Consider the following 21,071-nt stretch of genomic DNA (forward strand, 5'->3'; position numbering starts at 1 on the left):
GCGGTCAGGCTAACGGGACGCACCGACACCCCCGACTACCGGGTCGGCGCGCCGACGTGCAGCCAGTAGAACGACTGCGTGCCCATGGTGAGCGTGACGGTGCCGTCCTCGTCGAACGACGGGAACGAGCTGCCGCCGAACAGGTCGTAGAGCGGACGCCCCGCGAACTCCGGAGCGGACACCGTGACCGAGGTCGGGTTCGTCGCGAACGAGAACACGCAGAGGACGTCCTCGGCGGACGGGCCGAACTGCTGGCCGGAGCCCTCCCACGAGCGGACGAAGGCGAGGACCGAGTCGTTCGAGGTCTCCTGCACGTGCAGGGACCCGAGGCCGAACACCGGGTGGGCCTTGCGCGTGTGGATGACGTTGCGGACCCAGTGCAGCAGCGAGCGCGACTGGGCGAGCTGCGCCTCGACGTTGACCTGCGCGTAGTTGTACACGAGCGACTGGACGACGGGCAGGTAGAGCTTGCCCGGGTCGGCGGTGGAGAAGCCGGCGTTGCGGTCCGGCGTCCACTGCATCGGCGTGCGCGAGGAGTCACGGTCCGGCAGCCAGATGTTGTCGCCCATCCCGATCTCGTCGCCGTAGTACAGGAACGGCGAACCGGGCAGCGAGAACAGCAGCGCGTGGATGAGCTCGAGCTCCGCGCGGGAGTTGTCGAGCAGGGGAGCGAGGCGTCGGCGGATGCCGATGTTCGAGCGCATCCGCGGGTCGTAGCCGTACCAGCCGTACATCGCCTGCCGGTACTCCTCGCTGACCATCTCGAGCGTGAGCTCGTCGTGGTTGCGGAGGAAGACGCCCCACGCCGCGCTGGCCGGCACGTCGAGGGTCTCGGACAGGATCGCCTTGAGCTCGGCGGCGTGCTGGGCACGGAGCGAGTAGAAGATGCGCGGCATCACCGGGAAGTCGAACGCCATGTGGCACTCGGGCTCCTCGTCGGTCCCGAAGAACGCCGCCGTCTCGCGCGGCCACTGGTTGGCCTCGGCCAGGAGCACGCGCCCGGGGTACTCGTCGTCGACCATCGCGCGGAGCTTCTTGATGAACTCGTGGGTCTCCGGCTCGCCCTCGCCGTTGCCCTCTTCCGACTCGAACAGGTACGGGATCGCGTCGAGCCGCAGCCCGTCGACGCCCATGTCGAGCCAGTGCCGGACGACGTCGTAGATCGCCTCGATGACCGCGGGGTTCTCGAAGTTCAGGTCGGGCTGGTGCGAGAAGAAACGGTGGAAGAAGAACTGGCGTCGGACCGGGTCGAAGGTCCAGTTGGACTCCTCGGTGTCGACGAAGATGATGCGGATGTTCGAGTAGTCCTCGTCCGTGTCCCGCCAGACGTAGAAGTCGCCGTAGGGGCCGTCCGGGTCCTCGCGGGACTGCTGGAACCACTCATGCTGGTCGCTGGTGTGGTTGATCACCATGTCGATCACGATGCGCATGTTCCGCTCGTGCGACTTCGTCACGAGCTCGCGGAAGTCGTCGAGCGTGCCGAACTCCGGCAGGATCGCCCGGTAGTCGGCGATGTCGTACCCGCCGTCGCGCATCGGCGACTGGAAGAACGGCGGCAGCCACAGGGCGTCCACGCCGAGCCACTGCAGGTAGTCGAGCTTGCCGATCACGCCCTGGATGTCACCGATGCCGTCTCCGTTGGAGTCGACGAACGACCGGATCATGCACTCGTAGAAGACCGAGCGCTTGTACCACTGCGGGTCGAGCGTCAGGCCGGGCAGCTGGATCGGGGCTGTGAAGGTCACCGTGCTCCTCGTCGTCATCGACGGACCGGTCGACGGCCCGCCCCGGACACGATAGGCGCGAGATGCTGCGGGTGTCCGGGGTTTCGTGCGGTTCGCTCCCTAGACTGGCGCGGATGCAACCGCCCGTGCTCTCCCCGTACCAGTCGTTGATGGCCGCCACCCCGGTCGTGCACCGGGCCGTCCAGGTCGACGGCCGGACCACGCACTACTGGGTCTACGGGCCCGAGGACGCGGATCGCACCGTGCTCGCCGTGCACGGGTTCCGCGGGGACCACCACGGGCTCGAGACCATCGCCGCGCACCTCGAAGGTGTCCGTGTGATCGTGCCGGACCTGCCCGGCTTCGGCGTGTCCGATCCGCTGCCGGTGTCGGACATCGACGCGTACGTGGCCTGGCTGACCGGCTTCCACGCCGCGCTCGGGCTCGGGCGCGACACCGTCGTGCTCGGGCACTCGTTCGGGTCGATCGTGGTGTCGGCCACCGTCGCCGCCGGGCTCGACACCCGACTGCTCGTGCTCGTGAACCCCATCGCCGCCCCGGCCCTGCAGGGTCCGCGTGCCGTGGGGACCGCGATCGCGATCGGGTACTACCGCGCCGGTGCGGTGCTGCCGAAGCCGATCGGGCTCGGGATCCTGCGGAACGGCGCGATCGTCCGGGCGATGAGCATCGCGATGCTGAAGTCGCACGACCCCGCCGTCCGCCGGTGGGTGCACGACCAGCACGACCGGTACTTCTCGGCCTTCGCGAACCGCACGAGCGTGCTCGAGGCGTTCCGCACCTCGGTCACCCACGACGTCGCCGAGTACGCCGACCGGATCACGGTGCCCGTGCTGCTCGTCGCGGCCGAGCACGACGACATCACCGCCGTCCCCGAACAGCGCGCACTCGCCGAGCGGCTGCGGGACGCCGAGCTCGTCGTGATCCCGGGGGTCGGCCACCTGGTGCACTACGAGACGCCGGCTCCGGCGGCGGCTGCGGTGCTCCGCCGGATGGCGGACACGATCGGACGTGCCGGACGCCAGGGACGCACTGGACGCGGCGCGGCCGCGACGGACAGCCGACCGTCGGGGGCGGGGCGGGCCTCCCGGACGGCGGACGCGTCGTGACGCGCCTGCGCATCGGCATCGACTGCCGGTACGTGCGGATCGGTCGGCACGACGGCATCAGCCGGTTCACCGCCGGGGTCGTCGCGCACCTGCCGGACCGGCACGACTACGTGCTGCTCGTCAGCGACGAGCGCCAGCTCGAGTCGCTGCCGAGCGACCTGCCGTGGGAGCTGCTGCCCGCGCCGACGGACGCGGGGGAGCCGCTCGTCGCCCGGCGCGTCAACCGGATCGGGCTCGACGCGGTGTTCTCGCCCATGCAGACGATGGGGTCGCGGGGGCGCCGGTACGCGCTCGTCCTGACGCTGCACGACCTGATCTACTACCGCAACCGCACGCCCCCGCGGGAGTTCTCGTGGCCGCTGCGGCTCGGCTGGCGGGCGTTCCACCTGTCCTGGGCGCCGCAGCGGTTCCTGCTGAACGGCGCCGACGGGGTGGTGACGGTGTCCGAGACGACCGCCGGGCTGATCGCCGAGCACCGGCTGACGAAGCGACCCGTGACGGTCGCCTACAACGCGGCCGACCCGGCGACCCCGCGGGTGCCCGGAGCGCCACGTGGACGCTCGCTCGTCTACATGGGCTCGTTCATGCCGTACAAGAACGTCGAGACCCTGGCGGCGGCGCTGCCGCTCCTCGGGGCGGACTGGACGCTGCACTGCATGACGCGGGTGTCCGACGCCGACCGTGCACGGCTCGAGGCGCTGGCTCCCACGGGGACGATCGTGTTCCACGACGGCGCCACCGACGAGGAGTACCTGTCCGTGCTCCGTTCGGCCACCGCGCTGGCGACCGCGTCGTACGACGAGGGGTTCGGCATCCCGCTCGTCGAGGCGATGGGCGTCGGGACCCCGGTCGTCGTCAGTGACATCCCCATCTTCCGGGAGATCGGCGGCTCGGCGGCGGAGTACTTCGACCCGGCGTCGCCGTCCGCCCTCGCCGCGGCCGTCCGGCGGGTCGAAGAACGGTGGGACGAGGCCTCGCGGCAGTCGATCGAGCGTGCCGGTCGGTTCCGGTGGCAGGACTCGGCGGAACAGGTCGTCCGGGCCGTCGAGCGGGCCGTGGGGGACCGGCGGGGCTGAGGGCGGGTGCGGGCGCCGGGCGCGGGGCGCGGCACGGGCTCGCCTTCGTGACGATGCGGAACGACGCTGTCGATGTCGTACGACGTCGACAGTGTCGTTCCACGTCGGACGCGCCACCACCACGCCACACCGCGCCACCACCGCACGTCACTCCGGCGCGATGACCTGTACGTCCGCCCCGGGGAACACCTTCTGCGTCTCCTCGGTGACCCGCGACACGATCGGCGGCACCGCGGCGCCCCGACCCGGGGTCCGCACGACGATCGACTGGTCGCGTGCGGCGTCGGACGGATCCCCGCCGCGCTCCCACGAGCAACGGACCTCCGTCACACCGCCGATGTGGTCGAGCGTGTCCGCCAGTGCCAGGCGCTTCGCGGCGACCTCTCCGGCGCCGGTGACGCCGACCTCCAGGTTGCCGAGGTCGGCGACCACGACGACGCGGACACCGTTGCCGCCGGACTCGTCGGCTGCGCGGCTGATGGCGGCGACCAGGTCACGCCGGGCGGCGGTGTCGAGCGACGGGTCCGCCCGGACCGAGGCGATGGCGTCGTAGCTCGCGAACGCCGTCTTCGACGGGGCATGGTGCCGCACGTCGGTGACGCCGGGCAGCGCACGCACGCGCGTGTCGAACCGGTCGAGCGCCACGTCCGGCCGTGGGAAGACCCCGCCGATGCCGTTCTGGACGCTCCCGATGATCGACCCGAGCACCACGGCGATGACGGCGGCGACTGCCAGGACACTCCCGCCGATGATGAACCACGTGCGGGCCCGGGTGCGGGTGGGGACGCTCGCCGTCTCGGGACCGAACACCCGGTCGAGGTCGTCGGCCTGCTGGTCGAGGGCATGCTGGCCGTGTCGGCTGGTTCCGTCGTCGGACATGTGGCTCCCCTCACCCCGGTGTGCGGGTGCGTCGGAGCCTAGTCCCCCGGTCAGCCCCGGCGCTCCAAGGGGTTCTGGTACTCGAACGCGGACCCTCCGGTGGCGTCGGACACGTCGTCGATCGGGTCGTCGAACCGGACGAGTTCGGCGTGGAAGCGCTCGGGGTCCCACCGGAACGAGTGGATGGACCCGTTGCGGATCGGGGTGTTGCGGCGATCGGCGGTGCCGGGGGCGGCGGCGTTCACGACACTGCGGATCACCGCGCCGTGGGTCGCGACCACGACGACGCCGGCGTCGAACCGGACCGCGATCTCGCCGAGCGTCTCGGTGACGCGGGCGAGCAGCGCGGAGCGGGACTCCCGACCGGGGATGTCGTCGTGTGGGTACCGTGCCGACACCTCGTCGTCGGTCAGGCCCTCGGCCTCGCCGTAGGAGCGCTCGGCCAGGCCCGGGTACGTCGTCGGTGCGTCGAGGCCCAGGCGGTCGGCGATGATCGCGCCCGTCTCGGCCGCACGGGACAACGGGGAGGCGACGACCGCGTCGAACGGCCGGCGGGTCAGGAGCTCGGCGGCCTCGGCGGCCTGCCGTCGTCCGGTGTCGTTGAGCGGGATGTCGGTCGAGCCCTGGATGCGGCGCTGCGCGTTCCAGTCGGTCTCGCCGTGCCGGACGAGGTACAGGAGGGTCGTCACCCGTCGATCTTCGCAGACGCGAACGGCAGGCCCGTCCGGGAACCGCGACCGCCCAGGCCCGTCCAGCCGCGACCGGCTAGTCGGTCGCCACCGCCGCGCTGAGCCGCTCCGCCAGGTGCACGAGCGTCTCGGTGGTGCCGGCGTCGAGCTTCACGGCCGCCCGCCGGTCACTGCGGGTCTCGCCGCGGTTCACGATGACCACGGGGTTCTTGCGGCGCGCAGCGTGGTCGACCAGCCGCACGCCCGAGTTCACGGTGAGGGACGAACCGACGACGAGGAGTGCGTCGGCGTCGGCGACGATCGACACGGCCTCGCGGAACTTCTCGGCCGGCACGAACTCGCCGAAGAAGACGACGTCGGGCTTCAGGTCGCCGCCGCACACGGTGCACGCGGGCACGACGAACCGTTCGACGTCGGTGATCTCGACGTCACCGTCCGGCTGCAGCTGCACGGACCCGGGCTCGTCGATCCAGGGGTTCTCGCGGTCGATGGTGGCGGCGAGGTCGGAGCGGGAGAACACCTGCCCGCAGCGCAGGCACACGGCGCGGTCCATCGAGCCGTGGATCTCGACGACGCGGCGGGAGCCGGCGCGCAGGTGCAGGCCGTCGACGTTCTGCGTGATGACCCCGGCGACGATCCCGGCGTCCTCGAGTGCGGCGAGCGCCCGGTGTCCGTCGTTCGGCACGGCGGCCGCGAAGCTCCGCCAGCCCAGGTGCGATCCGGCCCAGTAGCGCTGGCGCTTCGCGGGGTCGGCCAGGAACTCCTGGAACGTCATCGGCTTGCGCACCACCCGCCCGGCACCGCGGTAGTCGGGGATGCCGGAGTCGGTGCTCAGGCCGGCACCGGAGAGCACGGCGATCCGCTTGCCCGCGAGCACCTCGACGACGCGGTCCAGGTCGTCGGCGGGCACCGACCCGGCGGCCGCCCCGGTGGTCGGTCCGGTCGTCGACGCAGCATCATCCAGCACCCTGTTCACGGTACCCTCAACACCCGACCGTCCCGGTCGCTTCCCAGGCGGAGCGCATCCTCGGCGGACCCGTCCGGCGGCAGCCCGGAGCAGCCCGTCGGCAGCCCGGACCCGTGTCGGCCCGGCCCGCCGGACCCGCACCGGCCCCGGCCCGCCGAACCCCCGCGCCGCCTCCGCACCACACCGAAACGAGCCCCGTGCACCCCGTCCGCATCGACTCCCTCGACGATCCCCGCCTCGACGACTTCGCCCGTCTGACCGACGTGGCACTCCGCCGGGTCTCGGAGCCCGAGGGCGGCCTGTACATCGCCGAGTCGAACACGGTCATCGAGCGTGCGGTCCGCGCCGGGCACGTGCCGCGGAGCATCCTGGTGCAGGAGAAGTGGCTCGACAGTGTCCTGCCCCTGGTCGCGGAGCACGACGGCCCCGTCTTCGTCGGCGCGGACGCCCTGCTCGAGGAGCTCACCGGCTTCCGGATGCACCGCGGTGCGATCGCCGCGATGCAGCGCCCCGAGCTGCCGAGCGTCGCCGACGTGGTGCGGGACGCGAAGGTCGTGGTCGTGCTCGAGGACATCGTCGACCACACGAACGTCGGCGCGGTGTTCCGCAGCGTCGCCGGCCTCGGTGCCGACGCGGTGCTCGTCAGCCCGCGGTGTGCCGACCCGCTGTACCGCCGGAGCGTCCGGGTGAGCATGGGCACGGTCCTGCAGGTGCCGTGGACCCGCATCGGCGACTGGCCCGCGGCTGGTGAGGAACTCCGTGCGCAGGGATTCCACCTGGCCGCGATGGCGCTGACCGACGAGTCGGTCGACCTCGACGCCTTCGTGGCGGACCTGCCCGACAAGGTCGCGCTCGTGATGGGCACCGAGGGGCAGGGGCTGACGCCGGCCGCGATCGCGTCGGCCGACACGACCGTCCGGATCCCGATGGCGCACGGCGTCGACTCGCTCAACGTGGCCGCGGCGAGCGCCGTCGGTCTGTGGGCGGTCACCCACGCCCGGCGGCTCGCCTCCTAGCGCACCACCGAGACGGTCGGGAGGCCCGGGGCGGCCTGGTCGGGCAGCATGCCCCCGGCACGGATCACCAGGGCACGGTCGGTGGCCGGCCCGCCCACCAGGCAGACGCCGACGGGCGCGCCGTCCACGGTCAGCACCGGTGCGCTCACCGCGGGCAGGCCGCCGACGCTCGCGAGCGCGGTCATGGCCGTGGTGGCGGTCCGGGTGCGCTCGAGCGCAGCGGTGTCCGCGTCGAGCAGCGGTGCGGGTCCGGGCGCGGTCGGGAACAGCAGGGTCCGACCGGCGAGAGCACGGCGGATCGTCGCACGGACCTCGTCGAGGCGCGCCACGGCGTCGGCGGTCGTGTCGGCGTCGTTCGCGCGTGCCGCCCGGAACCGGTCACCGACGACGGTGCTCAGTGCGCCGGGGTGCGCGTCGATCCAGGGGCCGTGGGCGGCGAGCGCCTCGGCGGCCTGGACGAGCCGCATCTGCTCCTGCAGTGCTGCGGAGTCCGGGATGCCGAGGTCGCGCAGCCGGACGGTCGCGACGGGTTCGTCGAGTGTGTCGACGAATGCGGTGAAGGACCGGGCGACGGCCGGTTCGACGAGTGCGACGAGTTCCTCGGGGACGACGAGCACGGTCGCGTCAGAAGCCCCTGCCGTCGCGGGCGGCGGCACGGTGGCGTCGAGGGCGGCGAGCAGCACACCGTGGCTCCGCGTGAGCCACCCGACGGTGTCGAACGACGGCGCGAGCGGGAGCAGCCCCTCGCGGGACACCGTGCCGTGGGTCGTCCGGAGGCCCCAGAGTCCCTGGTACGAGGCGGGGACCCGCACCGATCCCGCGGTGTCCGTGCCGATCCCGATCTCGGCCGTCCCGAGGCCGACGGCCGATGCGGATCCGCTGGACGAGCCTCCAGGCAGTCGGGTGGGAGCCGCGCTGTTCGGCGGCGTGCCGTGGTGCGCGTTCCGGCCCGTCAGGTTGTAGGCGAACTCGTCGGTGCGTGCGATCCCGCGGATCGAGGCGCCGGCGGCGAGGAGCGCGGCGACCGCTGCGGCGGGCGCGGTCTCGACGGGGGCCTCGCGCAGGTACGTCGGGTTGCCCGCGCCGACCGGCTGGCCGGGGACGGCGTAGAGGTCCTTGACCGCGACGGTCAGGCCGTCGAGCGGTCCGGAGGCGGTGGGGGCGACGAGCGGGTCGCCGACGGCCCGCCAGACGGTGGTGTCGACGGCCTTGGGGCGGGCGGTGACGTGGGCTGCCTCGATGCGCCAGCGGGGGCCGGCGCCGGTGTCGCCGTCGCGGCGCCAGAGCTGGGTCTGGAGGCCCTGCCCACCCGCGGCGAACCGGGACACCGACACGACGAGGGCGCGGTCCGCGGTCAGGGGGCGGACCTCGACGTGCGTCAGCGACCGGGTCGCGACCCCACCCCGTGTCCCGCGGAACGCGCTGATCGCGTCGTGCCCGACGAGCAGGCCGCGGTCGTCGCCGCGCATCGTGCCGGGGGAGTCCACGAACGCGGCGTCGAGGGCGTCGAGGTCGTTCGCCAGCAGGGCGGCCTCGTAGGCGTCGAGTGCCTCGAGCAGGCCTTCGGGCGCGGCGTCGGGCGCGGGCGACGCCGGGGGCGTGGTCATCGGGCGGGCTCCTCGAAGTCGGCCTTGCGGATGCGGGCGTGGACCCCGGTGACCAGGTCCACCACCTGCGAGATGTTGAAGTCGGTCGCGGCCGACAGGTACGCGTACGCCAGGTGGCGTTCCATGCCCCAGCGCGCGCCGAGGATCGCGACGGCGTGCCGGACGCACTGCCGGACGGCCTCGTCGAGGTCCGGGTCCATGCCCGTGGGCACGAGGAACTCCTGCGTCTCGGCGACGGGCCAGACCAGGTCACCGAAGCGCGCGGCGGCCTCGGCGGCCGGGGTCAGGTCGAAGCGGATCGTCGCGCGGAGCGAGGCCTCCATCGCGGTGAGCGCCACCTCGCCGTCGCCCTGGGCGAAGTGCGGGTCACCGACGTGGGCGAGCGCGCCGGGGACGAGCACCGGCAGGTGCAGCTGCGACCCGGCCTGCAGCAGGTTGACGTCGATGTTGCCGCCGTGGCGACCGGGCGGGACGGAGTGCAGCCGCTCCCCGGGGGTGGCGACGCCCATGATCCCGAGGAACGGGGCGAGGGGGAAGTGCGCGAAGCGGTCGCCGGCGGCGGTGAGCGGGATACGGCCCCGCCGGCCCTGGTCGGTGTCGACGACGTCGGCGAAGACGCTCACCGTCGTGCCGTCGACCGGGAACTCACCGTGCAGGGCGCCGCGGCCGTGCCGGTTCGACACGACGCCGTAGTGCACCCGGGGCAGGGTCTCGAGGACCGTCATCGTCAGCACGTCACCGGGACGGGCACCGCGCACCGCGATCGGCCCGGACACGACGTGCGGTCCGTCCGACGCGGGGTCGCGGTGACCGGAGCGGGCGATCGCGACGGCGTCGGCGAGGACGTGCTCCGGAGCGACGCCGTGGTCGCCGAACCAGGCGACGGGGTCGCTGCCCTGGTCGGGGAGGATCCCCTCGTGGCTGACGGTGTCGATCGTGACCGACTCCCCGGGGCCGATCGTCAGGGCCGGGGTGTCAGCCTCGCTCGGCAGCCGGCCCCAGAGGACGGTCTCCGGGTCGACGGGCAGGGAGTGGTCACCGCGGACGGGTCCGGTGCCGGGCTGCAGGGTGGCCACCGCGGGGGCGGTGGTCTCGCGTGTGGTGGTGCGGTGTGTGGTGGTCATCGTTCCGTCCTCCGTTCGACCAGGTGGGCCACGTCGGCCAGGTGGTCGGCCATCGCCCGCGTCGCGCCCGCGACGTCGTGCTCCCGGATCCGCTCGAGGATCCGCTCGTGCCACTCGAACGACGACCGGCGCCCCTCGCTGGTGCTGTGCGAGCGGGCACGGACGTCCTGCACCCAGCCGCTGCTGAGCTCGCACAGGGACACGAGCAGGGGGTTCCCCGAGGTGCGGGCGACCTGCACGTGGAAGGCGACGTCCTGGGCGAGCGACTCCTCCGGGCTCAGGCCCGCGTGCGTGGCGGCGAGGATGCGTTCCAGGGTGAGCAGGTCGGCATCGCCCGCCCGCGCCGCCGCGAGTCCGGCGACCTGCGGCTCCACGACGGTCCGGAACTCGGCGACGTGCTCGGCCCGGTGGTCCAGGTCGTCGCGGTGGTGGTCGAGCAGGGCGGACGCTTCCTCCGGTCGCGGCAGCACGACGGTGCCACGACCAGGGGTCCGGGAGACCAGGCGACGGCGCTCGAGCTCCTGCAGCGCCTCGCGGATGGTCGTGCGGGACACGGCGAGGTCCTCGGCGAGGGTGCGCTCCGGCGGCAGCTTGTCGCCGGGCTGCAGGTCGTCGAGCACGAGCGTGCCGAGGTGGGCGGCGGTCGCCGCGCTCAGGGTCCGTCCACGGTGCATGCCCTCGACCGTAGGGCCGGTTGGTCTGCTTGGTTCATTGGTACGACCATCTTTTACACGGCCGTCATACGCGGCGTCGGAACCCGAAACACGGCGGGCGAATGGTGGAGCACGTCCCACCCGCACCGACCGGAAGAGGGGTTCGACGTGGACCTGGTCCTCACCAACGCACGGCTGACCGACGGTCGATCCGTCGACGTCACCATCGCCGACGGCGTGATCGTCACCGTGGCCGACGCGCTGCCCGGTCCGGGTTCGGCGCACGGCACCGGCACCGTTGCGGCTTCGATCCGCGTGGTCGACTGCGCCGGACGTGTTCTCATCCCCGGGCTCATCGAGGCACACCTGCACGTCGACAAGGCCCTGCTCGACCGGGAACGGCCGAACCCCGACGGCACCCTCGCCGGCGCCATCGCCGTCACGGGGGAGCTCAAGCGCGGCTTCACCCACGCCACCGTCCGCGACCGCGCCCGCACCCTGCTCGACCAGGCCATCACGAACGGCACCACGCTCGTCCGCGCACACCCCGACGTCGACCCGATCGTCGGGCTCACCGGGGTCGAGGTGCTGCTCGACCTGCGCGACGAGTACCGGGACGCCCTCGACCTGCAGATCGTCGCGTTCCCCCAGGAGGGCATCGCCAAGGCACCGGGCACCCTCGCGCTGCTCCGTCAAGCGCTCGCCGCGGGGGCGGACGTCATCGGAGGCTGCACCTACAACGAGCACACCCTGGCCGCGTGCCACGAGCACGTCGAGACCGTCCTCGACCTCGCCGAGGAGTTCGGGGTGCCGGCCGACCTGCACGCCGACTTCGCCGACGACACCTCCGACCCGCGGTACGCCCTCGCCGGGCACATCGCCGACCGCGTGACCGCCCGCGGGCTGCAGGGGCGGGTGGCGCTCGGGCACGTGACCTCGGTCGCGAGCCTGCCCCGCCGCGAGCGCCGGGCGTTGTTCGACCGTCTGGCAGCTGCCGGGGTCGCCGTCGTGCCGCTGCCCGCGACCGACCTGCACCTGGGCGGCCGGTCCGACGACCGCGACGTGCGGCGCGGGGTCGTGCCGGTCCGCGAACTCTGGGACGCCGGGGTCACGAGCGCGTACGCGTCGAACAACGTCCGGAACGCCTTCACCCCGTTCGGCAACGCCGACCTGCTCGACGTCGGGCTGCTCCTGGCGCAGACCGGGCACCTGTCCGGCCCGGACGACCTGCGACGGGTGCTCGCCATGGCCACCACGGGGGCGGCCGAGGTCGTCGGCGTCGCGGACACCCACGGCATCCGGCCCGGCGCCGCCGCCGACCTCGTGGTGCTCTCCACCACCGACCCGGACGGCGTCCTGCTCGACCGGCCGGACCGCGCCCTGGTCGTCAAGCGCGGCCGGGTCGTCGCCGAGACCACCCGGACCACCCGCCTCACCACCAGCCGCACCACGAACCGATCGAAGGAACTCAGCCATGCGTGAACGGATCCCGCACGAGATCGTCGCCTCCGTCCTGGCCGGTGCCACGGCGTTCATCGGGGGCAACGCCCTGCACCTGCCGACCTGGGCGATCTTCATCAGCTGGGCGGGGATGTTCCTGCTCGGCAGCAAGCCGACGCTGCGGAACGCCACGCGCCTGTGGGCCGCGATGCCGATCGGGTCGGCGTTCGGCCTGGTCATCGTCCTGCTCGACCAGCGGTTCGGCACGCTGTTCGGCGAGGGGCAGGCGGCGCAGAACACCGTCCTGGCGCTGCTCATCCTCGTCGTGAACTGCGCCCTGATGTACACCGGTCGCACGAAGCTGTTCGGGCTCGTCCCCGGCATGTTCCTCGGGTTCGCCTCGTTCTTCGCGACCTGCTTCGGCGGCTTCGGGTTCGACCCGGGGAACGCCTGGGCTGCCTGGGTGTCGGTCGTGCTGATGAACGCGCTCGGGCCGGTGTTCGCCTACCTGTCCCGCCGCCTGACCTTCGCCCGGGCCGAGACGACGGGCTCGGCCGGTTCGGCCGGTTCGGCCGGTTCGGCCGGCTCGTCCGACCCGGCCGCTTCGGCCGACCCGGTCGTCGCGACCGACGCCGGCGGCGCAGCGACCCCGGCTCCTGCTCCGGAACGCCAGCCCGACCAGCCGGTCGCAGCCTCGGCCTAGGAGCGGACCGGTACGCTCGGGTCCCGTGTCACGAGTCGTCCGCCGCCCCCGCTCCGCCGTCCGGAGGCCGGTCACGATCTCGGTGGTCGCCGTCCTGCTCCTGGTGGCCGGGTACCTCGTCGCCGCGGCCGTCGTGCCGTTCGGCCCGGCGAGCGCCAGCACCACGACGTACTCGGCCCCGAAGACGACCGTCCCGGCGCTGAGCTTCCCGGGGTACGGCGCGACGGCGGTCGAAGCGACGGACTTCCCGGAGAGCCTGCGCACCAGCGGCGACACGAAGCCCCGGTCGATCGCGAGCATCACGAAGGTCGTCACGGCGCTCGTGGTGCTCGACGAGAAGCCGATGGCCGCTGGGGAGTCCGGTCCGTCCATCCGCTTCACGAAGCAGATGGAGGGCCTGTACGCCAAGTACGCCGCGCAGAACGGCGAGGTCGCCCCGATGCCCGCCGGCCTGAAGCTCACCGAGCACCAGACGTTCCAGGTGATGCTCATGAAGTCGGCGAACAACTACGCCGGCGCACTCGCCATCTGGGCCTTCGGGTCGATCGCCGCCTACGAGCACGCGGCGAACGACTGGCTCGACGAACACGGCCTGGACGACACCACGATCCACGAGCCGACCGGCCTCGACCCGGACAACACCTCGACCGCCACCGACCTGGTCGAGCTCGGGCAGCTCGCGCTGGCGAACCCGGTGGTCAAGGACATCGTCGGCACCCAGGACGTCACGATCCCGACGGTCGGCGAGATCGAGAACTCGAACAAGCTCCTCGGCCTCGACGGCATCGAGGGGATCAAGACCGGCACCCTCGACGAAGCCGGCGCCTGTCTGCTGTTCGCGGCGACGTACGAGCGCGGCGGCAGGGACGTCACCGTCGTCGGCGTGATGCTCGGCGGTGTCGACCACGACTCCCTCGACGTCGACGTGCAGCGGTTGCTGCGGTCCGTGGCGGACAACTTCCAGGTGGTGACGCTCACGCACCAGGGCCAGACCTTCGGCACCTTCTCGACCCCGTGGCAGGACGAGGCCGACGCGGTCACGACGAAGGCCGCCGAGGTGCTCGTGTGGGGCAAGACGACCGTCACCGCGAACGCGAAGCTCGAGCAGGTGACCTTCGGCACGAAGGGTGAGCGGGTCGGGCAGGTGCGGTTCCGCATCTCCGACCACGACCCGGTCACGGTGCCGCTCGTGCTCGAACGCACGATCGACGACCCCGGCGTCTGGTGGCGCTGGACGAACCCGTTCCAGGGGGCGTGACGCCCGTCGTCCGCCGACCGTAGAGTCGGTCGGGTGACGACGATGACGACGTTCCCCCGGACCACCCCCGCCGCCCTCGGCATCGATCCCGGTGGTGTGACCGCCCTGCTCGACGCCCTCGAGTCCACGCCCGGCGTGGAGCCGCACAGCATCATGTTGCTGCGGCACGGCCAGGTCGTGGCCGAGGGCTGGTGGCAGCCCTACGCCGCGGACCGCGTGCACCTGCTCTACTCGCTGAGCAAGAGCTTCACCGCCGCCGGGGTCGGCATCGCCGTCCGTGCGGGCCTGATCGACCTCGACGCGACCGTCCTGTCGTACTTCCCGGAGCTCGACGCCGACGTCACCGACGAACGCAGCCGCCGCATCCGCGTCCGGCACCTGCTCGCGATGGCGAGCGGCCACCGCGAGGAGACGATCGACCGCGCCCGGGCCCTCGACCCAACGAACACGGTGCGGGGGTTCCTGCTGCTCCCGCCGGACGAGGAGCCCGGCACGGTCTTCGCCTACAACCAGCCGTGCACGTACACCCTCGCCGAGATCGTCCGGCGGGTGACCGGCGGCTCCCTCGTCGCGTGGCTCCGCCCTCACCTGCTCGATCCGCTCGGCATCGACGACCTCGCCTGGCGCCGCGACGACACCGGCGCGGAGCTCGGCTACAGCGGGTGCTACGCGCCGACCGATGCGGTCGCCAAGCTCGGCCAGCTGTACCTGCAGGGCGGCGTCTGGGACGGCGAGCGGATCCTCGACGCCGACTGGGTCGAGCAGGCCACGAGCACGCAGGTCGCCAACCCGGACGAGGCCAACCCCGACTGGTCCCAGGGCTACGGCTTCCAGTTCTGGATGGCCCGCCACGGCTTCCGCGGCGACGGCGCCTACGGCCAGTTCTGCGTCGTCCTGCCGGAGCAGGACGTCGTGCTCGCGATGACCGGCCAGAGCCTCGACATGCAGGCCGTCCTCGACGCGGTCTGGGAACACCTGCTGCCCGCCGTCGACCGCGCGTCCGACGCGGCGTCGGCATCCGCCCTGGAGGCCCGGCTCACCTCCCTGGGACTACCCGCCGTCGACGGTGGTCCGCTGCAGGGCCTCGCTGACGTCGGTCCGCTGGCCCGCGACGGCGACGGGTGGCGGCTCACGCTCGACGTCGACGGCGGCTCCCTGTCGGTGCCCGTCGGGCAGGGGGAGTGGGCCGTGGAGGGCCCGCTCGCCGCGAGCGGCGCCGTCGCTGACGACGGGACGGTCCGTGTCGACGTGCGGTTCGTCGAGACCCCGCACCTGGCGCACGTCCGGATCGACCCCGCCACGGGATCGACGACGACGAGCTGGCAGACCGAGCCGCTGCACGACGGACCGCTCACGCTGCGGCGCCCAGCGGACTGAGGGCCCGCGGCTCCGCGGCCTCTCGTCCCTCGGCCCCGCGCCGCGCCTACGGGGTGTCGGAGGGGTGCTCGGTGACGATCTGCGGCTCGGGTCGCTTCGCCGTCACCCCGTCGCCGGACGAGGTGTGCTTGATGCGGCGGACCACCCACGGCACCAGGTACTCCCGGGCCCACCCGAGGTCCTCGGCGCGGGCCTCGCGCCACGGCCGCGCCTCGAGCGGGTCCGGGTTGAACGGTTCGAGCCCGTGCGGCACGCCGAGGGTGTCGAGCACCGCGGCGGCGATCGTGGAGTGGCCCATCGGGGAGTGGTGGAGCCGGTCCGGAGCCCACATCCGCGGGTCCCGGAGCACCCGGAGGGCCCACATGTTCGCCACCAGGGCGCCGTGCTTCAGGGCGATGGCGTGCAGGTTCTCGTTGTAGATCGCCGTCTTGCCGCGGACCATGCCGAGCACCGGGGTCATCCCGACGTCCGGGCCGGTGAAGAGCACGACGGTGGCTCCGTCGCGGCGCAGGTCGGCGACGAGCCGGTCCACGCGCTCCGCGAGCTCGTCCGGGTCCGAGCCGGGGCGGATGATGTCGTTGCCGCCGGCGGACACCGTGATGAGGTCCGGGTGCAGAGCGACGGCGGCCTCGGCCTGCTCGTCGATGATCTGCTGCAGCAACCGCCCGCGGATCGCGAGGTTCGCGTAGGCGAAGTCGTCGGTCTGGTGTGCGAGCACCTCGGCGACGCGGTCCGCCCAGCCGCGGTTCCCGCCCGGGACGGTGGGGTCGGGGTCCCCGATGCCCTCGGTGAACGAGTCACCGATCGCGACGTACCTGGTCCAAGGATGACGATCTGACACGTCCCGGACCCTAGTCTCGTGGCATGACGAAGGCCAACACGGACGCCGTCGGCTGGTCGGTGCCGGACGAGCTGCTCAGCCGCATCGCCGAGCGCGCCCCCGGCTACGACGCCGCGAACGCGTTCTGCACCGAGGACCTCGACGAGCTCCGCGCCGCCGGCTACCTGCGGATCGGCGTCCCCGTCGATCAGGGCGGGGCGGGCCTCGGCCTCCGCGCCACCGCGCGGGTGCAGCGCGCCCTCGCTCAGGCCGCACCGGCGACGGCACTCGGCCTCGGCATGCACCAGGTGTGGGTGCAGGCGGCCCGCGCCGTCCGTACGCGAGGCGAGTCGTTCCTCCAGGCCGTCACCGACCACGCTGCGGACGACCACCTGCTCGCATTCGGGGTGAGCGAACCCGGCAACGACGCCGTGCTGTTCGACTCGTCGACGACGGCGGAGCCGGACGGCGACGGCGGCTACCGGTTCACCGGCACGAAGGTCTTCACGTCCCTCGCACCGGCGTGGGACGTCATGAGCGTCTTCGGCAAGGACACCTCGGGGCCGGAGCCACGGCTCGTGCACGGGTTCGTCCTGCGGTCCGACGGCGACGTCGAGCACCTGGACGACTGGGACACGCTCGGGATGCGCGCGACGCAGAGCCGCACCACGAAGCTGCTCGGCGTGCACGTCCCCGCCGACCGCATCGTCCGGTCGCTGCCGGTCGGGCCGAACCAGGACCCGCTCGTGTTCGGGATCTTCGCGTCGTTCGAGCTCCTCATCGCCTCGGTGTACGCCGGGATCGCGGAGCGGGCGATCGCGCTCGCGGCGACCGCCGTGGCGGGGCGGACCGGGGCCGACGGCACCCCGCGGTCGCAGGACCCCGACGTGCGCCGGGGGATCGCCGACCTGCGCGGCGCGGTCGACGCGATCACGCTGCAGGTCGACTCGCTGGCGCGGTCGGTCGACGAGCTCGACGACCTCGGAGGCCGCTGGTTCCCGCTGCTCGTCGGCACGAAGGCCCGTGCGGTGGACACCGCGCAGCACGTCGTGGACGAGGCCATGCGCGTCGTCGGCGGCTCGGCGTTCCGGTCGTCGAGCGAGCTGGCGCGGCTGGCGCGTGACGTCCGGGCGGGGCAGTACCACCCGTCGTCGCGGGACTCCGCGGCGCGGACGATCGCGGCGTCGGTGCTCGGCCCGCTCGGCTGAGCGCTGCGCTCTCACGGTGCGAGGCGCTGCGCTCCGGGGCACTCCGGTGCGAGGTCCCGTACGTGGTGGCACCCGCGCCCCCTCGCACCACGTCCGGAACCTCGCACCGTCCGATCGCGATCGGCCCCGGGCACGGCGATGTCGGCGGCGCCTGGCATCATCTCGGTGTGAGCAAGCAGGACGGACGGAACCGCCTCGTCTCCGACGCACCGGTGGACGACGTCTCGGCGACCGTGCTGCACGTCGACATGGACGCCTTCTTCGCCTCCGTCGAACTGCTCGACCGCCCCGACCTGGTGGGGCTGCCGGTCATCGTCGGACACGACTCCGACCGCTCCGTCGTCACCGCCGCCACCTACGAAGCCCGTCGCTACGGGGTCAACTCCGCGATGCCGATGGCCATCGCCAAACGCCGCTGCCCGAACGCCGTCATCGTCGAGCCGCACTTCGAGAAGTACCGGGCGCAGTCCGCCGCGGTGATGGCGATCTTCGACCGGTTCACCCCGCGGGTCGAGCGCCTCGGCATCGACGAGGCGTTCCTCGACGTCGCCGGCGCCCTCCGCCTGTACGGCACCCCGTGGCAGATCGGCCAGGCGATCCGCCGCACGGTCTTCGCCGAGACCGGTCTGCACTGCTCCGTCGGTGCGGCATCGACGAAGTTCGTCGCGAAGCTCGCCTCCAGCCGGTCGAAGCCGGACGGCCTGCTCGTGGTGCCCGCCGCCGACACCGTGGCGTTCCTGCACCCGCAGCCCGTGTCCGCGCTCTGGGGCGTCGGCGGCAAGACGCAGGAGACGCTCGAACGCCGGGGCATCCGCACGGTCGGTGACCTGGCGAACACTCCGCTCGGGTCGCTGGTGTCGGCACTCGGCCCGGCCGGCGGGCAGCGGCTGCACGACCTGTCGTGGGGTCGCGACCCCCGCGTGGTCGACACCGGCGTCGGCGAGAAGTCCATCGGGCACGAGGTCACGTTCGGCCGCGACCTGACCGAGCGCGACGACGTCGCCCGCGAACTCCTGCGCCTGGCCGACAAGGTCGCCGTCCGCCTGCGCCAGGCCGACGTGCAGGCCCGGACCGTGGCGCTCAAGGTCCGGTACACCGACTTCACCACCCTGACCCGTTCACGCACCCTGGCGGAGCCCACCGACGTCGCGAAGCGCCTGCACCGCGAAGCCGTCGAGCTGTACGACGTGCTGCACCGACCGGGCAACCAGATCCGGCTGATCGGGGTGCGCGGCGAGAACCTCGTGCCCGCGGCCGCGAGCAATGCCCTGTGGGACGACGACGCGCCGTGGCGCGACACCGAGACCACGGTCGACGCGGTCGCCGCACGCTTCGGCGCCGGCGTGCTGCGACCGGCATCACTGGTCCGCCGGACCCCCGACGGTGGCGTCCCGCACGCTCGGCAGGACTGACGGTGGCGGTAGAATCGGGTTCAGTGAGCGCAGCGGAGTACGAAGACCAGCAGCCCGCCACGCTGTGGGCGGAGTCGGGTGACGACCAGTCCGGCGATGGCGGATCGTCGCCGACGCACGACGGCACCCTGGCACAGCAAACCCAGGCGCAGTCGCAGGGTGACGCCGCCCGTGCCGAAGCCGACGCCGCGGCCCTGGCCGAAGCGGCCGGCAACTCGGCCGTCCAGCACCTGTCGCCGGCGTTCCCGGACCGGGCCGCCTGGGGCACGGCATCGAAGCTCCGCGCCTGGCAGATCGAAGCGCTCACGAAGTACTTCGAGAAGGAACCCCGCGACTTCCTCACGGCCGCGACCCCCGGCGCCGGCAAGACCACCTTCGCGCTGCGCCTGGCGACCGAGCTCCTCGCCCGCGGCACCGTCGACCGCATCGTCGTCGTGGCCCCGACCGAGCACCTGAAGCGCCAGTGGGCCGACTCCGCCGACCGTGTGGGCATCCGGATCGACCCGATGTTCAAGAACGGCGACGGCATGTTCGGCCGGCACTACCAGGGCGTGGCGATCACGTACGCCCAGGTCGGCATGAACCCCGAGGTGCACAAGCGCATCACCGAGGGCGGCCGCACCCTGGTCGTCCTCGACGAGGTCCACCACGGTGGCGACGCCCTGACGTGGGGGGACGGCATCCGAGAGGCGTTCTCCGGCGCCACCCGCCGGCTCTCGCTGTCGGGGACCCCCTTCCGGTCCGACACCGCACCGATCCCGTTCGTGCAGTACGCCCCCGACGAGCAGGGCATCCGCACCTCGATCTCCGACTACAACTACGGCTACGGCCGAGCGCTGAAGGACGGCGTCGTCCGCCCGGTGCTGTTCATGGCGTACGCGGGCCAGATGCGCTGGAAGACCCGGATGGGCGACGAGATGTCGGCGTCCCTGGGCGAGCAGGTCACGAAGGACATCACGGCGCAGGCCTGGCGCACCGCGCTGTCACCCGAGGGCGAGTGGATGCCTGCCGTGCTCTCCGCGGCCGACAAGCGCCTGACCGAGGTCCGTCGTGGTGTGCCCGACGCCGGCGGCCTGGTCATCGCCACCGACACCACCACAGCGCGCGCCTACGCCCGGATCCTGCAGCAGATCACGGGGGAGCGTCCCACCGTGGTGCTGTCCGACGAAGCCGCCGGGTCGAGCCGCATCAGCGCGTTCGCCGACGACACCTCGCGCTGGATGGTGGCCGTCCGCATGGTCTCCGAGGGCGTCGACGTCCCACGGCTCTGCGTCGGCGTCTACGCCACGAGCGCGAGCACGCCGCTGTTCTTCGCCCAGGTGATCGGCCGCTTCGTGCGTGCCCGCCGCCGCGGTGAGACCGCGAGCGTCTTCCTGCCGAGCGTCCCCGGCCTGATGGCCCTCGCCGCCACCCTCGAGCTCGAGCGCGACCACGCCCTCGACCGCCCGAAGGACGCCGACGACGGCATGTACAACCCCGAAGACGCGATGGTCGCCGAGGCCAACAAGGAAGACCGCGCGTCCGAGAGCCTGCTCGAGGTCCAGCCGTTCGAGGCACTCGACTCGCAGGCGTCCTTCGACCGCGTCCTCTACGACGGCGGTGAGTTCGGCACCGGCGGCGAGGTCGGTTCCCTCGAAGAGCTCGACTTCATCGGCATCCCCGGGCTCCTCGAACCCGACCAGGTGCGCGACCTCCTGCGCGCGCGACAGGCCACGCAGGCGAAGCGCTCCAAGGGCCGCACGGCCAAGGACGGCATGCCGAAGCCGCCCGAGCCCGACCGCCCGATGTACATGACGATCAAGGAGCAGCGCACCGAGCTCGCCCGGCTCGTGTCGATCTGGTCCCGGCACTCGAACGAGCCGCACGGATCGATCCACGCCGAACTCCGGCGGATCAGCGGTGGCCCGGCCGTGGCGCAGGCGAGCATCGAGCAGATCCAGAAGCGCATCGACATCCTGCGCTCCCGCATCGGCGGACGACGGTGACTCCGG

At 72.7% G+C, this 21,071-nt stretch carries 18 protein-coding genes; 10 read left to right on the forward strand and 8 right to left on the reverse strand.

Annotated elements, in window-relative coordinates; translation table 11 throughout:
- Nucleotides 1–35 precede the first annotated feature (35 nt).
- Nucleotides 36–1,745 (reverse strand): maltose alpha-D-glucosyltransferase, encoded by a 1,710-nt coding sequence (treS, locus tag DEJ21_RS02870; RefSeq protein ID WP_111223758.1) that lies wholly within the window; start codon nucleotides 1,743–1,745, stop codon nucleotides 36–38.
- 113 nt (nucleotides 1,746–1,858) lie between these two features.
- Here treS and DEJ21_RS02875 point away from each other — a divergent pair, with 113 nt between their 5' ends.
- Both DEJ21_RS02875 and DEJ21_RS02880 read left to right on the forward strand, forming a co-directional pair.
- Nucleotides 1,859–2,851: an alpha/beta fold hydrolase gene (locus DEJ21_RS02875; protein WP_258374855.1), complete on the forward strand. Its 993-nt coding sequence runs from the start codon at nucleotides 1,859–1,861 to the stop codon at nucleotides 2,849–2,851.
- 5 nt (nucleotides 2,852–2,856) lie between these two features.
- The gene (locus tag DEJ21_RS02880; RefSeq protein ID WP_111223759.1) at nucleotides 2,857–3,927 is read left to right on the forward strand and encodes a glycosyltransferase family 1 protein; all 1,071 of its coding nucleotides are present in this window, start codon (nucleotides 2,857–2,859) and stop codon (nucleotides 3,925–3,927) included.
- Nucleotides 3,928–4,074: 147 nt separating this feature from the next.
- Here the strand turns inward: DEJ21_RS02880 and DEJ21_RS02885 are convergent, their stop codons facing one another.
- The 3 genes from DEJ21_RS02885 to DEJ21_RS02895 all read right to left on the reverse strand — a co-directional run bounded on the left by DEJ21_RS02885 (nucleotide 4,075) and on the right by DEJ21_RS02895 (nucleotide 6,405).
- Nucleotides 4,075–4,806 carry a hypothetical protein gene (locus tag DEJ21_RS02885; RefSeq protein ID WP_111223638.1) on the reverse strand — a complete coding sequence of 244 codons (732 nt, stop codon included), beginning with the start codon at nucleotides 4,804–4,806 and terminating at the stop codon, nucleotides 4,075–4,077.
- A gap of 50 nt (nucleotides 4,807–4,856) precedes the next feature.
- Entirely contained in the window at nucleotides 4,857–5,495 is a 639-nt protein-coding gene (locus DEJ21_RS02890; protein ID WP_111024980.1) for a histidine phosphatase family protein, read from the reverse strand.
- 76 nt (nucleotides 5,496–5,571) lie between these two features.
- Nucleotides 5,572–6,405, reverse strand: a complete 834-nt coding sequence (locus tag DEJ21_RS02895) for a Sir2 family NAD-dependent protein deacetylase (protein ID WP_111223760.1) — start codon at nucleotides 6,403–6,405, stop codon at nucleotides 5,572–5,574.
- 254 nt (nucleotides 6,406–6,659) lie between these two features.
- Here DEJ21_RS02895 and DEJ21_RS02900 point away from each other — a divergent pair, with 254 nt between their 5' ends.
- A complete protein-coding gene (locus tag DEJ21_RS02900; protein WP_071403769.1) occupies nucleotides 6,660–7,478 on the forward strand; it encodes an RNA methyltransferase in 819 nt (272 codons plus the stop codon).
- Here DEJ21_RS02900 and DEJ21_RS02905 read toward each other — a convergent pair.
- From DEJ21_RS02905 to DEJ21_RS02915, 3 genes are read right to left on the reverse strand one after another with little or no spacing between them, the layout of a single operon-like run.
- Nucleotides 7,475–9,085 carry an AtzH-like domain-containing protein gene (locus tag DEJ21_RS02905; protein WP_111223639.1) on the reverse strand — a complete coding sequence of 537 codons (1,611 nt, stop codon included), beginning with the start codon at nucleotides 9,083–9,085 and terminating at the stop codon, nucleotides 7,475–7,477. The genes DEJ21_RS02900 and DEJ21_RS02905 overlap by 4 nt on opposite strands.
- Nucleotides 9,082–10,209 (reverse strand): acetamidase/formamidase family protein, encoded by a 1,128-nt coding sequence (locus DEJ21_RS02910; protein WP_111223640.1) that lies wholly within the window; start codon nucleotides 10,207–10,209, stop codon nucleotides 9,082–9,084. The genes DEJ21_RS02905 and DEJ21_RS02910 overlap by 4 nt, the downstream gene beginning before the upstream one ends.
- On the reverse strand, nucleotides 10,206–10,883 hold the full coding sequence (locus DEJ21_RS02915; RefSeq protein WP_111024984.1) for a FadR/GntR family transcriptional regulator: 678 nt from the start codon (nucleotides 10,881–10,883) through the stop codon (nucleotides 10,206–10,208). Before DEJ21_RS02915 ends, DEJ21_RS02910 begins: the two co-directional genes overlap by 4 nt.
- A 147-nt stretch (nucleotides 10,884–11,030) precedes the next feature.
- Here DEJ21_RS02915 and DEJ21_RS02920 point away from each other — a divergent pair, with 147 nt between their 5' ends.
- From DEJ21_RS02920 to DEJ21_RS02935, 4 genes are read left to right on the forward strand one after another with little or no spacing between them, the layout of a single operon-like run.
- Nucleotides 11,031–12,344 (forward strand): amidohydrolase family protein, encoded by a 1,314-nt coding sequence (locus tag DEJ21_RS02920; RefSeq protein WP_111223641.1) that lies wholly within the window; start codon nucleotides 11,031–11,033, stop codon nucleotides 12,342–12,344.
- Nucleotides 12,337–13,005, forward strand: coding sequence for a DUF1097 domain-containing protein (locus DEJ21_RS02925; protein WP_111223642.1), 669 nt, complete (start codon nucleotides 12,337–12,339; stop codon nucleotides 13,003–13,005). The genes DEJ21_RS02920 and DEJ21_RS02925 overlap by 8 nt, the downstream gene beginning before the upstream one ends.
- Nucleotides 13,006–13,030: 25 nt before the next feature.
- Nucleotides 13,031–14,263 (forward strand): D-alanyl-D-alanine carboxypeptidase family protein, encoded by a 1,233-nt coding sequence (locus DEJ21_RS02930; RefSeq protein WP_181435760.1) that lies wholly within the window; start codon nucleotides 13,031–13,033, stop codon nucleotides 14,261–14,263.
- 42 nt (nucleotides 14,264–14,305) lie between these two features.
- Nucleotides 14,306–15,640: a serine hydrolase gene (locus DEJ21_RS02935; RefSeq protein ID WP_181435773.1), complete on the forward strand. Its 1,335-nt coding sequence runs from the start codon at nucleotides 14,306–14,308 to the stop codon at nucleotides 15,638–15,640.
- 46 nt (nucleotides 15,641–15,686) lie between these two features.
- Here the strand turns inward: DEJ21_RS02935 and DEJ21_RS02940 are convergent, their stop codons facing one another.
- Entirely contained in the window at nucleotides 15,687–16,481 is a 795-nt protein-coding gene (locus DEJ21_RS02940; protein WP_111223645.1) for an SGNH/GDSL hydrolase family protein, read from the reverse strand.
- A 23-nt stretch (nucleotides 16,482–16,504) separates the two neighbouring features.
- Between DEJ21_RS02940 and DEJ21_RS02945 the strand changes: the two genes are divergently transcribed.
- From DEJ21_RS02945 to DEJ21_RS02955, 3 genes are all read left to right on the forward strand, one after another.
- Nucleotides 16,505–17,668, forward strand: a complete 1,164-nt coding sequence (locus DEJ21_RS02945; protein ID WP_111223646.1) for an acyl-CoA dehydrogenase family protein — start codon at nucleotides 16,505–16,507, stop codon at nucleotides 17,666–17,668.
- A gap of 167 nt (nucleotides 17,669–17,835) precedes the next feature.
- Nucleotides 17,836–19,080, forward strand: coding sequence for a DNA polymerase IV (gene dinB, locus DEJ21_RS02950; protein ID WP_111039369.1), 1,245 nt, complete (start codon nucleotides 17,836–17,838; stop codon nucleotides 19,078–19,080).
- Nucleotides 19,081–19,274: 194 nt separating this feature from the next.
- Nucleotides 19,275–21,065: a DEAD/DEAH box helicase gene (locus DEJ21_RS02955; protein WP_071403990.1), complete on the forward strand. Its 1,791-nt coding sequence runs from the start codon at nucleotides 19,275–19,277 to the stop codon at nucleotides 21,063–21,065.
- Nucleotides 21,066–21,071 lie beyond the last annotated feature (6 nt).

Origin of the sequence: Curtobacterium sp. MCSS17_006 (genome assembly GCF_003234215.1) — a bacterium.
GTDB classification, from domain to species: Bacteria; Actinomycetota; Actinomycetes; order Actinomycetales; family Microbacteriaceae; genus Curtobacterium; species Curtobacterium flaccumfaciens.